9 protein-coding genes are annotated in these 14,330 nt (G+C 66.7%); 6 read left to right on the top strand and 3 right to left on the bottom strand.

Features of this window, described 5'->3' with window-relative positions:
- Window positions 1–116: 116 nt before the first annotated feature.
- Window positions 117–3,020 carry a TonB-dependent receptor gene (locus tag NX02_RS27325; protein WP_425424050.1) on the bottom strand — a complete coding sequence of 968 codons (2,904 nt, stop codon included), beginning with the start codon at window positions 3,018–3,020 and terminating at the stop codon, window positions 117–119.
- Between the two features lie 437 nt (window positions 3,021–3,457).
- On the opposite strand from NX02_RS27325, the gene NX02_RS27320 reads away from it, so the two are divergent.
- From NX02_RS27320 to NX02_RS27300, 5 genes are all read left to right on the top strand, one after another.
- Window positions 3,458–4,363, top strand: coding sequence for an ADP-ribosylglycohydrolase family protein (locus NX02_RS27320; RefSeq protein ID WP_025295347.1), 906 nt, complete (start codon window positions 3,458–3,460; stop codon window positions 4,361–4,363).
- Between the two features lie 127 nt (window positions 4,364–4,490).
- Window positions 4,491–5,084, top strand: a complete 594-nt coding sequence (locus NX02_RS27315; RefSeq protein ID WP_025295346.1) for a DUF4136 domain-containing protein — start codon at window positions 4,491–4,493, stop codon at window positions 5,082–5,084.
- Window positions 5,081–6,217 (top strand): M14 family metallopeptidase, encoded by a 1,137-nt coding sequence (locus tag NX02_RS27310; protein ID WP_025295345.1) that lies wholly within the window; start codon window positions 5,081–5,083, stop codon window positions 6,215–6,217. Before NX02_RS27315 ends, NX02_RS27310 begins: the two co-directional genes overlap by 4 nt.
- Window positions 6,207–6,761 carry a DUF4269 domain-containing protein gene (locus NX02_RS27305; protein ID WP_039996876.1) on the top strand — a complete coding sequence of 185 codons (555 nt, stop codon included), beginning with the start codon at window positions 6,207–6,209 and terminating at the stop codon, window positions 6,759–6,761. Before NX02_RS27310 ends, NX02_RS27305 begins: the two co-directional genes overlap by 11 nt.
- A 296-nt stretch (window positions 6,762–7,057) precedes the next feature.
- The gene (locus NX02_RS27300) at window positions 7,058–8,023 is read left to right on the top strand and encodes an IS110 family RNA-guided transposase (protein WP_025290252.1); all 966 of its coding nucleotides are present in this window, start codon (window positions 7,058–7,060) and stop codon (window positions 8,021–8,023) included.
- Between the two features lie 94 nt (window positions 8,024–8,117).
- Here the strand turns inward: NX02_RS27300 and NX02_RS27295 are convergent, their stop codons facing one another.
- Window positions 8,118–8,840: a dienelactone hydrolase family protein gene (locus NX02_RS27295; protein ID WP_025295343.1), complete on the bottom strand. Its 723-nt coding sequence runs from the start codon at window positions 8,838–8,840 to the stop codon at window positions 8,118–8,120.
- Window positions 8,841–8,964: 124 nt separating this feature from the next.
- Here NX02_RS27295 and gpmA point away from each other — a divergent pair, with 124 nt between their 5' ends.
- Window positions 8,965–9,651 (top strand): 2,3-diphosphoglycerate-dependent phosphoglycerate mutase, encoded by a 687-nt coding sequence (gene gpmA, locus NX02_RS27290; RefSeq protein ID WP_025295342.1) that lies wholly within the window; start codon window positions 8,965–8,967, stop codon window positions 9,649–9,651.
- A 49-nt stretch (window positions 9,652–9,700) separates the two neighbouring features.
- On the opposite strand, the gene NX02_RS31035 is transcribed toward gpmA, so the two are convergent.
- Window positions 9,701–14,227, bottom strand: coding sequence for a choice-of-anchor I family protein (locus NX02_RS31035; RefSeq protein ID WP_025295341.1), 4,527 nt, complete (start codon window positions 14,225–14,227; stop codon window positions 9,701–9,703).
- Between the last annotated feature and the right edge of the window lie 103 nt (window positions 14,228–14,330).

The following is a 14,330-nucleotide window of genomic DNA, read 5'->3' as shown; positions in this document are numbered from 1 at the left end:
CTTAATAGCGCCGGTGTGACAAGGTGTGCCTGCGGTCATTCTCGCCGCGCCGGGAATCAGAAAGGGGGCCATTCGGCCCCCTTTCCTCTCATGCCTCTGGCAGCGACCCGCCGGGCTTACATCCGGACATTGACGCCGAAGGTGAAGGTCCGGCCGATCCGCGTCTCGAACAATGTGTCCTGACGCTGGCTGTCGATGTAGAGACGGTTCTGCTCGTCAGTGAGGTTGGTCGCCTCGACGATCAGCTTGATGTTGTCGTTGATGCTGTAGGAGGCCGACGCATCGACATAGATGGTCGAGGCATTGCCCTGCACGTCGCTGCCCGGCGAGGCGGGGATGCCGCGCAGGAACTTGTCGCGATAGTTGACCGTGCTGCGGATGCTGAACCTGTCATCCTCATAGTACAGCGTACCCGAGGCGGTGTAGCGCGAGAGACCGAGCAGGTCGTTCTCCACCGTTACCGTGCAGGCGCCGCCGGTGCTGACCAGGCAATATTCGAAGTCCGACTTGATGTAGGTGAAGTTGCCCAACGCACCGAAGTTGCTCAGGATACCACCGGCGAAATCGAACGGCACCTGCGCGTTGATTTCGATACCCTTCAAGGTGCCGCCCGGCGAATTGACCGGCCGCGAGACGGTGAACAGCTCCGTCGGCGCAGTGTTCGAATTTTCAAGCAGCGCGTTCGGCAGGCCGAGTTCGCTAAATGGCACCTGGCTGGTGACCGACTGCACGAGCGTCTTGACGTCCTTGTAGAAGAACGCCGCAGACAGTAGCGCGCCCGGACGGAAGTACCATTCCACGGCGGCATCGAATGTGTCGGCCTTGATCGGTTCAAGCATCGGATTGTTGACGTTGCCGACGCGGGTTACCGGGTTGACGCCGCTGGTCGGCGCCAACAATCCGAGTTCCGGACGCGACAGCACCTTCGCCGCCGAGAAGCGCAGCAGCAGATTGTCCAACGGCTCGATCACGAGGTTCGCCGATGGCAGCCAGTTGTCATAGCTGCGATTTACTGACGCATATTGCCCGACGAGGTTGGTCGGCGAGGTGGTGCCCGCCGGCGGCGCAACCGGGATGATGCCCGAGCTGAACTGCTCGGTATGGACATAGCGGACGCCGATGTCGCCGCGGACGCCGAACGACAGGCGATCCTGCAGGTCGAACGTGCTCATCACATAGGCGCTGGTCACGCTCTCACGGACATTGGTATCGCCGCCGCCGCATTCGACGCCGCAGTAGCGCACGCTGTCGAAGTCGAACGTCTCTTCCCACTTCTCGGGATCGATTGCCACCCAGCTCGACGGCGCACCATTGCCCCACAATTTGTCGACACCGGTGATGTTGGTGGTGATGTCCGCCAGCGTGGTGCCGGCCGGCAACGCGCGCACGACGGTATCGGCGTTGTAGGCGCGCAGGAAGGTCGAGCGGAAGTCGCTCTCGCGGTACTGGCCGCCGAACTTCAGCTTGAAACCGTCGGTGAATTCCCAGTCAAAATTGACCTCACCAGTGAGGCCGTCGGTGGTGTTCTTCGAGGGTTTGCCCTGGAAGCTGAACCCGCCCAGCACGGTGCCATCGGCACGACCCGGCGCATAGTTGAAGCTGGTCGGGTCGTTCACGTCGACCCCGAAGCCCAGCACGGGCGTCGAATTGCCGTTGAAGTCGATCGAGAAATTATCGGTGTCGATCGCATCGATGAAGGTCTGGAGGCGCTTCTTGCCGTCCCAGATCGAACGGTTGAGGCCAAACATCGCCGTTACCGTGAACGTATCGGTGAAGTTATGCTTGAAGTTCAGATTGGCCTGTTTGAACGTCGACACGAAATTGTCGATCAACCCTTCCGAGCGGACGTCGACGCCGTCGAACAGGCCGGAGAGCAGCGAGCCATTCTCGTCGAACTCGATGTCGCGCACCGAGGTCATCGGCTGGCCATTGTTCGAGGCCGAGCGCGCGAACGAAATGCCGGCGATATAGTTATCGCGGCGGGTCACTTCGAAGCGCGAATAGAGCATGTCGAGCGAGATGTCGGTATCGTCGTCAGGCTGGAACTGCAGGCTCAGAGAACCGCCGATGCGCTCCTGATTCTGTTCGGAGTTCAGATAGCGCGGAATGCGCGGCAGGAAGGCGCCGCTGCCCTCGACATTCGGCAGGTCGTCGCGCCGCAGGTCGAGGATCGTCTGATAGGCGGCGGCGTTGCTCGTGCGCGGGTTGCCCGTGCTGCAGTTCAGCGCATCAGTGCCCTTGCCCGCATTGTCGCCGGGGTTCTGTGACGCAAAGCCGACCGGCGAGCAGAAGCCTCCATTGGTGTTCGCTGACAGCAGGTCCACCGACGAATAGCCGACCTCGCGCAGGCGGCGCTTCTGATAGGCGAACGATCCGAGAATGCCGAACGTGCCGTCGCCGAACTTCTTCGACACGAGCAGCGAGGCGCGCGGATCGACCTTCTTCGACAGCTCGTTATAGACGCCGCGCGCGGTCGCGGTGAGGACGAAATCCTCCTTCTGGTCGAGCGGCTTGGGCGCGGTCAGGTCGACCGTGGCGCCGAGCGAACCTTCCTCGACGTCGGCGGACGGCGTCTTGCGCACGGCCAGCGCCGAGAATATCTCGGTCGGGAAGACGTTGAAGTCGAAGCTGCGGCCATTGTTGCCGGCACCGTAAATGTCCGACGAACCGGTCTGCGCGGTGCCTTCCATGCCGTTGATGCGCACGCGGCTGAAGCCCGGCCCGAGGCCGCGCACGGAGATGTTGCGGCCCTCGCCGCCGTCGCCGCGCTGAAGCGCGATGCCGGGCACGCGCTGCATCGATTCGGCGAGGTTGGAATCCGGGAACTTGCCGATGTCCTCGGCAACGATGCTGTCGATCGCGGCGGTCTCAGTACGCTTCTGGTTGAGCGCGCTGGCGAGCGAGGCGCGGAAGCCGGTGACGACGATATCCTGTTCGGGCGCTTCGGCCGGCGCCGCATCGACCGCTTCTGCGGGCGGCGGCGCATCCTGCGCGTGGGCCGGTGCCGCGAACACCATCATCGAAGCGAATGCGAGCGTCGCCAGGCTGGTACCCGCGCCATATCGAACAGTGCTAGAAAAGCTCATCCCCATCCTCCCTGTCGTTGGCCCACCGTTTCCCATCATGTGGACCTTGCTGTCATATATAGCTGGGAGGAGGGACGCGCGCCAGACAATTTGCATTAGTCAGACAATAAACTTGGCCGAATGGGCACGATCCTCCTGCGCTGTTGCTTAAGGAACACAGTCAAAGCAGGTCCGGCGACCGCAAAATGGGCCTGTGCCGCACCGACCGCCGCCGCGCCATTTGTGCAGCGCACAATAAGCCGTTCGCGCGACTGAAGCATCACTGTCTGCAGGCCCATTGTCTGATAATTGCGCAGGAGATATCGTCGCCCATCCTTGCTCACGCTGCCGAGCCGCTCCAATAGGCGCAGGTCGCGCGATCGGAGGCCGCAATGACCACCCCTTCCATGCTTGCCGACCGCGCGACCGGCGCCTTGATCGGCCTCGCGGTGGGCGACGCGATCGGCACGACGCTGGAATTCAAGCCGCGCGACAGCGCCCCGCCATTGACCGACATGGTCGGTGGCGGCCCCTTCGCGCTCGCGCCGGGCCAGTGGACCGACGACACGGCCATGGCGCTGGCGCTGGCCGAAAGCCTCGCTGACTGCGACGGCCTCGACGCCAGCGACCTGATGACGCGCTTCGTCGGCTGGTGGCGAGACGGCGATTATAGCGTCACCGGCACCTGCTTCGACATCGGCGTCACCACCGTCCAGGCGCTGCAGCGCTTCGTGCGCGACGGCAATCCCTATGCCGGCGCAACCGACTGGGATGCTGCGGGCAATGGCTCGCTGATGCGCCTCGCCCCCGTTGCGATCTGGGGCATCGGTGCTGGAGAAGCGGCGATGCGCGAGGCCGCGCGCGACCAGAGCGCGACGACGCACGGCACCATTGCCTGTCTCGATGCGTGCGAGGGATTCGCGGTCGTCCTGCACGCGCCGTTCCACGGCGCCGGTTTCGATGAGGCGCTCGCCCGCGCCGGAGACCTCGACACGACGCCAGAGGTCGGCGCCATCTTCCGCGGTTGCTGGCGCCGCAAGGGGCGCGACGAGATCCGATCCTCCGGCTATGTCGTGCACAGCCTGGAGGCCGCGATCTGGAGCGTCGCGAACGGCAGCGGCTTCGACGACGCCGTCCTGCTCGCAGCCAATCTCGGCGACGATGCCGACACCGTCGCCGCGATCACCGGCCAGCTTGCCGGCGCGCTCCACGGCCATGCGGCGATCCCGGCCGCCTGGCGCGGCCGGATCGCCTGGCGCGATCGGCTGGAAAGCGCCGCTGCGGCATTGCTTCGCTGATCCGTACGGCTTTTCTGGCACGGCCACGGTTCGCCGAAACATGGCAGACATTGCTGCGATGCAACGGAAATTGCCCGGCGGCCGGCAGTCTGCGACAAGGCGAGGCCCAGACCAGAGGAGTCGCAGAATGTTGTCACGTCCGCCCCGGTTCGCCGCCCTATTGCTGTTGCTCGGCGCGGCCGGTTGCGCGACCCCGGTCGCCCCCGTGGACGTCACCCGCTTCCACCTCGGCGCGCCGGTCGTGCGCGGCTCGGTGACGGTCGAGGCGCAACCGGGCACCGATTCGGGCAGCCTCGAATATCGCGCCTACATCGCGGGCGTTGAACGCGAATTGTCGCGTATCGGCTATCGGATCGGGCAGGACCGCTCCGATTTCATCGCCGTCGTCGGCTATGCGCGCGGTGTCCGCCCCGCCAGCACCGGCCGGCGTTCTCCGGTCAGCATCGGCGTCGGTGGCGGGACCGGCGGCGGGGGTGTCGGTCTCGGGCTGGGTGTCGGGTTCGGCATCGGCGGCGGCAAGGGCGGCGATGTCGTTACCACGCAGCTCAGCGTCCAGATCAAGCGGCGTGGCTCGGGCGAAGTCGTGTGGGAGGGCCGTGCCCAAACCGAGGCGCGCGAAAATGCGCCCGCCGCACAGCCGGGGCTGGCTGCCGATCGGCTGTCGGCAGCCTTGTTCAAGGACTTTCCGGGAGAGTCGGGGCGCACTATCAGCGTCAAATGACCATCAGCATCACCCCCCTCAGCATCACCGCCGCCTTCGATGGCGGCAACATCCGGGTGGTCGCGGTCGGCGAGGATTCCGCCGATCTCGAGATCGTCCACGATCACCGCTCGGACTTCTACCAGTGGTTCCACTTCCGTGTGGCGGGCGCGGCGGGGCGCGCGGTGACGCTGCGCATCGTCAACTGCGCGGGGTCCGCCTATCCGATGGGCTGGCCCGGCTATCGCGCGCGGATCAGCGAGGATCGCGAGCGCTGGACGATGGCGGCGACCGACTATGCCGACGGCGTGCTGACGATCCGCGCGACGCCCACCCGCGACGCGCTGTGGGTCGCGTATTTCGCGCCCTATTCGATGGAGCGCCATCATGACCTCGTCGCGCGGATCGGCGGCCTGCCCGGCGTCTCGCAGCGCGAACTCGGCAAGACGCTCGACGGCCAGCCGCTCGACGTGCTCGAGATGGGCGAGGGGCCGAAGCAGGTGTGGCTCTATGCGCGCCAGCATCCCGGCGAGACCATGGCCGAATGGTGGATGGAAGGCGCGCTGGAGCTGCTGACCGATCCGGCCGATGCGGTAGCGCAGACGCTGCGCAGCAAGGCGACGCTGCACATCGTCCCCAACATGAACCCCGACGGGAGCCGTCGCGGCCATCTGCGCACCAACGCCGCAGGGGTGAACCTCAACCGCGAATGGCATGAGCCGAGCGAGGAGCGCAGCCCGGAAGTGCTGCACGTCCTGCGCGCGATGGACGCCACCGGCGTCGACTTCGCGATGGACGTGCATGGCGACGAAGCGATCCCCGCCAATTTCCTCGCCGGCTTCGAGGGCATCCCGTCATGGACCGAAGCGCAGGGCACGCTGTTCTATCGCTATCGCGATATGCTCGCCCAGCGTTCGCCGCTGTTCCAGACTGCCAGGGGTTATGGCGTCGCCCCCGCGGGCAAGGCCAATCTCTCGATGTCGACCAACCAGCTCGCCGAGCGCTTCGGCGCGGTTTCGATGACGCTCGAGATGCCGTTCAAGGATCATGACGACAGCCCCGATCCCGTCTTCGGCTGGTCGCCCGAGCGCAGCAAGGCGCTGGCGCGCGACTGCCTGGCCGTGCTGGCGGAGATGATCGACGATCTCGGCTGACCGGCCGCCCTACGACGCGGCGCTGGCGGCGAGCGGGCTGCTCGACCTGCTGGCGCCGTTCGATCCGCATGTCGCCGGCACGCCACCGCTGGGGCTCGACCTGCCGGGCAGCGACATCGACCTGCTGTGCCACGCCCCCGACGCCGAGGCGTTTGTGGCGCTGATCTGGTGCGCGCTCGGCGACCGGCAGGATTTCCGGATGCACCAGTGGGTGGGCGGCGGCCGGCCGGTGATCGCATCCTTCACCGCACGTGGCTGGCCGTTCGAGATCTTCGCCGCTGCCGAGCCGGTCGCGGATCAGGCGGGCTGGCGCCATTTCCTCGTCGAGCAGCGGCTGCTGGCGCTGGGCGGCGCGCGCTTGCGCGCGACGGTGATGACGCTGCGCCGGCAGGGGTTGAAGACAGAACCGGCCTTTGCGCGGGCGCTGGGGATCGAGGGCGATCCCTATGAGGCGCTGCTGGTGTTGCAGGCGGGTGGGGAGGCCCGGTTGGTGGAGGCGCTGCGAGGAGCTGGGTTCGACACCCACCGACACGCTGGCGGGTAAGGCCGCCTACCCGCCCCTCGTTCGCCCCGAGCGCAGTCGAGGGGGGTCGTTCGAGCGCAGCCGAGAACGCGAGACCCGCGCCCTACGTGTCCCCCGCGTCTCGGCTTCGCTCGACGCTGCCCCTTGCATCTTGCGGTCAGCCCGATCTGGTAGTCCAGAAGGGCGACCGCCGGGGGTGGCCACCCCCGGCGGTCGGACGGACGGGACCGAGTGTCCCTTGGTTCGAGCCGTAGTCGAGATCGGTCCGTCCGTCCCTTCAAGTCTGGCCTGAACAGATGAAGGGGAGCAAGTCCCGTATGCAAGGAAAGGTCGAGGACAAGTCGCTGCCGGAGGTCCATGTCGGCGTCGATGTGAGCAAGGCCAATTTGGACATCCACATTCACCCGGTGGGCGAGCAGCTGCGGGTGAGCAACGACAGTGCCGGGCATGACCGCCTGGTCGAGGTGCTCGGCCGGTTCGCGGTGAAGCTGGTGCTGATGGAGCCGACGTCGCGCTATCATCGGGACGTCCAACGCCATCTGCATGATGCCGGACTGCCGGTGGCGCTCGTCAATCCGCTGAGGGCCAGGCTGTTCGCCGAGGCTGCCGGCAAACTCGCCAAGACCGATGCGATCGATGCCGCCATGCTGGCATTGATGGCCGATCGCTTCGGCCTCTCGGCATCCGAGCCGGTGAGCCGGCGGCAGGAGGAGCTTCAGGAACTCGTCAGCGCCCGCACCGCGGCGCTCGCCGAACAGACCGCGCTGCGCAACAGGCTCAGCGTCACGCAGGGCAGCTTCCTCAAGAGCGAACATAAAAGAAGGCTGAGCTCGATCGCCACGCATATCGATCGCATCGAGGTGAAGATCGAGGAACTGATCAAGGCTGATGCCGAGATGACGCGCAAAGCCAAAATCCTGCGATCCATCCCCGCCATCGGCCCCATCAGCACCCAGGCCTTCCTCTCATACCTCCACGAACTCGGCCGCATTACCAACAAGCAGGCCGCAGCCCTCGTCGGCCTCGCGCCCTTCGCCCGCGACAGCGGCGGCATGCGCGGCAAGCGATCCATACGCGGCGGACGCGCCGAGCTCAGATCCACCCTCTACATGGCCGCGCTCGTCGCCAGCCGCCGCAACCCCGACTTGAAGCGCTTCTACGATGGCCTTCTCGCGCGCGGAAAAGCTCCAAAGCTCGCCCTCATCGCCGTCGCACGAAAACTCGTCGCGCTTGCCAACACCCTCATCACCAAAAATCGCGTGTGGGCGCCCAAACCCGCTTGACCTGGAAGACAGATGCTCGACTGCGCTCGAGGCGAACGGAGGGCGGAAGCGGCGTCGCTTGTCTTTCCTCCCCGCCGCAGCGTCGGCGGAGAACCTACCCGAACAGTTCGACCAGAAAGTCCGTCGCCGCCTTCCAGCTGCGCCGGTCGGCGTCGGGCTGATAATAGACGCCGCGGTCGCGCGCCTTGGCATCCTTGTCGGTAAAGGCGTGCGCGGTGTGGCCGTAGGCGTGGATCTGCCAGTCCGCCCCGCCCTCGGTCAGTTCGGTCGCGAGCCCCAGCGTCGCCGCGGGCGGCGCGATCGGATCGTCCCAGCCATGGCAGACCAGCACCTTCGGCTTGATCGGCTTGACCGTGTCATAGTCCGGCCGGTCATAGACGCCGTGGAAGCTGACGACACCGAGCACCGGTGCGCCGGAGCGGGCAAGATCCAGCGCGCACTTGCCGCCGAAGCAGAAGCCGATCGCCGCGGTCCGCGCGGCATCGACCTCGGGCTGCGCCGTCAGCACGGCGAGCGCGGCGTGGAGCCGATCGCGCAACAGTCCGCGATCGGCGTTGAGCTGGTTCATGAAGACCGCCGGATCGGCCGACTGGCGGGTCGTGCGGTTGCCCTGCCCGAACATGTCGGCCGCCAGCGCGGCATAGCCGAGCGCGGCCAGCCGTTCGGCCACCAGATTGTCGGCTTCCTTCTGGCCGAGCACGTTGGGCAGCACCAGCACGCCCGGGCGCGGTGCACCATCCGCTGTGTCGGCGGCGAAAACGCTCTCGAAGGCGCCCCCCGGTCCTTCATGCACGATTGTCCTGCGTTCTATCGTCATTTCGCGACTCCCGGTGGCTTGGTCCCGCTCCCTTCGCACGGCCCCGACACGGCCCGCAATCTGGGGTGACGCCGGGCCCGTGCCTGACTAAGACACGCGGCGACATCAATCGCCGGAGTGCAGCATGCCGACGCTCGTCCTCATCCGTCATGGCCAATCCACCTGGAATCTCGAGAACCGCTTCACCGGATGGTGGGACGTCGATGTCACCGAAAAGGGCGTCGAGGAAGCGCGCGCCGCGGGACGGCTGATGAAGGAGAAGGGGCTGGATTTCGACCAGTGCTTCACCTCGCTGCAGAGCCGCGCGATCAAGACGCTGAACCTCGCGCTCGAGGAAATGGGCCGGCTGTGGCTGCCGGTGGAGAAGGACTGGCGGCTCAACGAGCGCCACTATGGCGGCCTCACCGGGCTCAACAAGGCAGAGACCGCCGCCCGGCATGGCGACGATCAGGTGAAGATCTGGCGCCGCAGCTTCGACGTGCCGCCGCCGCCGATGGACCCCGGCAGCCCGTTCGATCCTGCCGCCGACCGCCGCTATGCCGGCATCGCGGTGCCCAACACCGAAAGCCTCAAGGACACGATCACGCGCGTGCTGCCCTATTGGGAGGCGCGCATCGCCCCCGCGCTGAAGGCAGGCGAACGCGTGCTGATCTCCGCGCATGGCAATTCGTTGCGTGCGCTGGTCAAGCATCTCTCGGGCATCTCGGACGACGAGATCACCGGGCTGGAAATCCCGACCGGTCAGCCGATCGTCTACACGCTCGACGACGATCTCGCCGAGATCGAGCGCTACTACCTCTCCGAGCGCTGAGCGCCGGAGCCGGTGTTGCGGGGCCATCAGGCGATGGCCCCGCGCTACCTCACAGAACGAAGTCGGCGGTGGTCAGGCTGGCACCGCCCGCTGCGACCAGAAGGGTGAAGTCGGCGACGCCGTCCCCATTCACGTCGCCCTGCACCTGCTGGAAGATGCCGACAGTGGTCGCGGTCAGTTCGCCGGCGGTGCCGGTGAAGGCACCGACCAGCGTGAAGGTGCCGCCCGCTGCACCCGAGTCGATCGCACTCAGATCGATCAGGTCGCCATCGGCCTGGCTGAAGTCCCGCAGGATGTCGCGCGCGCCCACGCTGTCCGACACGGCGTTGAACACGAAACGGTCGGCTCCGGCGCCGCCATAGATCGAGTCGCGGCCCGCGCCGCCGATCAGCACGTCATTGCCGTCACCACCCAGCAGCACGTCATCACCGTCGCCACCGGTCAGCGTGTCATTGCCTTCGTCGCCGCGCAGCGTGTCGGCATCGGCGCCACCGTCGATGCTGTCATCGCCGGCACCGCCATAGACGATGTCGCTGCCTGCCCCGCCGGCGATGACGTCGTTGCCATCGTCGCCGAGCAGCTTGTCCACACCCTCGCCGCCCAGCAGCATGTCCGCCCCCTCGCCACCGCGGACGAGATCGTCGCCCGCGCCGCCCTCGAGCCGGTCGTCGCCGAGATAGCCGTAGAGCGTGTCGTCGCCGGCACCGCCGAGGATCGCGTTGGCGCCATTGTCACCATAAAGGCCGTCGTCGAACGCCGAACCGGTGAGGTTCTCGATCGAGACGAAGCGATCGCCCAGCGCCTCGCCGCTGAGGCCACGGCCGGCGAACAGCGACGCGCTGACCGCCGCGGTCGCCGCCGCATAGCCCGCCGTATCGATGCCGTCGCCGCCATCGAGCCGGTCGGCGCCGAGCCCGCCGGTCAGCACGTCGTTGCCGCCGAGGCCCGAGATCGAGTCATCGCCGCCGCGGCCGAAGAAGGTGTCGGCATCGCCGGCGCCCATGATCGTGTCGGCATTCTCGCTCTGCGTCTGGACCGAATAGAGCGTGACCGTGTTGCTGATCTCCTGGCCGCTGATCAGCAGCGCCTGGCCGGTCGGGCTGTCTTCCGCCGACACGAACACGCTCGTCTCCGGCCCCAGATCCTGCGCGGTCTGCGGCTTGTAGGTGACGAAGAAGGCGTTGGCGGGGTCGGTCACGTCATAGACCATGTAGCCGCCGACCCGCTCCAGTCCGATGAAGGCATAGGTGCGGTCGCCGATCGTGCCGATCGTCACGCCCTCGGGCTCGGGGCCCTTGTCGTCCGAGCGGGTGTCGGCCGACGAACCCGCTATGCTCTGGTTGGAATTGAAGATCGCCGGATAGTTCTGGGCGATGATCGATTCGAACTCGCCGCCGGTCTCGCGCACCTTGGTGATGCTGCCATCGGCTTCCTGGCGGAATATCGAGATGCCGCGGCCGCCGAGCGTGTAGATCACGTCGAAATCGCCGTCGAAATCGGTATCCCCGACATTGGTCAGCACGTTGAGCCGGCCCAGTTCCGCATCCGCCTTGAGTTCGGCGGCATTCGGGAAGAGGGTCGGATCGAGCACATAGCTGCTGTCGCCCAGGCGCACCGAATCGGTCACCGCGACGCGCGCGTCGCCCTCATTGGCGGTGATGAAATAGGTCGCGCCGCCCACCGAGAAGCTGGCGATCGCATCGGGCTGCAGCACGCTCAACACTTCGGCATTGTGGATGTTGATGCCGCCATCGCGATCGCTCGGGTCGAACGCGTTGCCGGCGAGGCTGCGATCGATGAAGCCGAGCGGCTGGATCGCGATCGGCGCGGTCGCAGTCGGGTCGGTCAGGTCGATCACCGCCACCGCATTGACCTCCTGCAGGGTCACATAGGCGCGGGAGCCGTCGGGCGAGACAGTGATATATTCGGGCTCGATGTCGGCCGAGGCCGCCGTTCCCGGGAACAGGGTGAGGCCGCGATCGGCCAGCGCCGCCTCGGCACCGTCCAACCCGCCAAAGCCGATCGTGGTCGCGACCGTTGCCGCAGCGGCGCCGCCCGACAGGTCGATGATGCTGATGCCGCCGACCGGGTTTTCGGCCGCCGACACCGCTTCCCCCTCATTCGCGACCAGCAGCTTGCTGCCATCGGGCGTAAAGGTCAGCTGGTCGGGCAGCACGCCGACGGTGATGGTCTTGATCAGGCTGTTGTCGGCGGCGTTGAACAGCGCGACGTGGCCGGGCTGGCCGGGGGTGACGCTTTCGTAGCCGACCGCGATCACGCCATTCTTGGCAGCAACCGCATTGACGCCGCCGGCCTTGTAGTCGGGCAGGCCCGCCAGCGAGATCGCGGCTTCGTTGACCAGCGTGCCCTGCGCGGTGACGGTCGCGACGTTGATCGCATCGCCGTTGATGTTGGTGGCGTAGACCTTGCCGTCGAGGAAGGCGGTGCTCTCGGCGCCGGCCGTCGCACCCTGGATCGAGCCGAGGCGGACGAGCACGATATCGTCGGTCGCGGTCGGCGTGGTGGCGCTGCCCTGGAGCGATTCGGCCGCGTCGTAGACGTTGATGCCGCCGATCGAGAGACCATAATCGTCGTTGAGGATCGTGCCCGTCGCGGCCGCGCCCGCGGGCGTGATCGTCACATCGCTGCCCAGCGTGTTGGTCACGCCGGTCAAGGTCAGCGTGAAGGCTTCGGTTTCCTCGATCGCCGTGTCGCCGCTGATCGTGATCGTCACCGTCGTCGCGCTGGTACCGGCGGCGATGCTGCCGGTGAAACCGGTGGGCAGCGCGCCGCCGAAGTCGGCGGCATCAGTGGTGCCCGCCTCGAAGCTGCCGGAGAAGTCGATCTGGCCGCTGGTGCCGCCGGTGCGGGCGACGGTGAAGGTCAGCAATTTGGTGCCGTCATCGCCTTCGGCGATGCTCACCGCGGTGGCGGCGAAAGCGACCGACTGGGCCGGCTCGGCACCAAGGATGAAGCCGCCGAGATCGAAGGGCAGATCGGGCGCGGTCCCATCGCCCGACTGGTCGCCGGAGCCGTCCTGCGTCGTCCAGTTGGCAACATCGTTGATCACCGCGGCATAGTCCGCATAGCTCGCCTGGCCCGAGCGCGGGCCGGTGAACACGGCAATATCCTCGCCGGGGTTGGCGCCGCCATTGCCGAGGTCGATCGCGGTCTCGCCGACGACGAGGCCGGTGCCTTCCAAGGTGCCGCCGGACTGGGCGAACCCGTCATTCGCAATGGCGGCGAGGAAGGTGGTCGGCACGAAGGGTGCGCCGACATAGGCGTAGACGATCTCGCCATCGCTGCCGAGGCCGCTGCTGCCCGAGACCGAACCGAAATTGCTGGTCGGCGCGTCGCTGAAGCTGTTGATGGTGACGATGCTGCCCGCGGCGATATCGCTGGTCGCGGTCCACACCACCTGGCCTTCGCCGGTGTTGAAGCCGGTGCCCTGCCATTCCTGGTCGTTGAAATAGATCACGGTGCCGGCGGCGATGTCCTTCAGCACGGCGAAGGCGATGTCGTCGTTGCCGTCGGCGTTGAAGCCGACGAAGGCGATGTCGCCGGCGACGAGGCCGGTCGGCGCCGCATCGTCGTTGACGATGGTGCCGGTGGCGCTGGCGGCGCCCGGGTTGATCGTCGCGGGAATCTCGGTGTTGGTGGCGCCTGTCAACGTGAGGGTGAAGCTCTCGTCGGCTTCGATTGCAGTGTCGCCGGCAACCGTCACCGTCACCGTCGCACTGGTCTCCCCCGCCGCGATGCTCCCGGAAAAGCTCGTCGGCAGCGTCCCGCCCGCATAGTCGGCGGCGTCGGTGCCGCCCGCCGCGATCGTGCCGGTGAAGTCGAGAACGCCGGTGCTGCCACCGCTGCGCGCGACCGTGAAGGTGAAGGTCGTCGTTCCGTCATTGCCCTCGATTTGGCTGATCAGCGCGCCCTGAAAGCCAATGCTCTGGCTCTCGGCACCGCCCAAGGTGAAGCCGCCGAGATCGAACGGCAGGTCGGGCGCGGTGCCGTCACCCGACTGGTCGCCGCTGCCATCCTGCGTCGTCCAGTTGGCGACGTCGTTGATCACCGCGGCATAGTCCGCATAGCTCGCCTGGCCGTTGCGCGGGCCGGTGAACACCGCGACATCCTCGCCCGGGTTGGCGCCGCCATTGCCGAGGTCGATCGCGGTCTCGCCGACGACGAGGCCGGTGCCTTCCAAGGTGCCGCCCGACTGCGCGAACCCGTCATTGGCGATGGCGGCGAGGAAGGCGGTCGGCGCGAAGGGCGCGCCGACATAGGCGTAGACGATCTCGCCATCGCTGCCGAGGCCGCTGCTGCCGCCGACCGTGCCGAGATTGCTGGCGGGATTGCTGCCGAAGCTGTTGATCGTCACGATCGTGCCCGGCGCGATGTCGGCGCTCGCGGTCCACGTCACCTGGCCCTCGCCGGTGTTGAAGCCGGTGCCCTGCCATTCCTGATCGTTTAAATAGATCACCGTTCCGGCGGGGATCGTCTCCAGCGCGACGAAAGCGATGTCGTCATTGCCGTCGGCATTGAAGCCCGTAAACGCGATCGAACCGAGACCGAGCGCCATATCATCATCCCCTTTTCTACACAGGAGGATGATCGGCTTCTTGGCATCAGCCCCATCCCCACCCGGCGTCGGGCGTAGGAGGCCCATGTTGCGGGATGGCGGA

Origin of the sequence: Sphingomonas sanxanigenens DSM 19645 = NX02 (assembly GCF_000512205.2) — a bacterium.
Taxonomy (GTDB): Bacteria; Pseudomonadota; Alphaproteobacteria; order Sphingomonadales; family Sphingomonadaceae; genus Sphingomonas_D; species Sphingomonas_D sanxanigenens.
The sequence above is the reverse complement of the archived record's forward strand: the minus strand, read 5'-3'. Positions and strand labels throughout refer to the sequence as shown.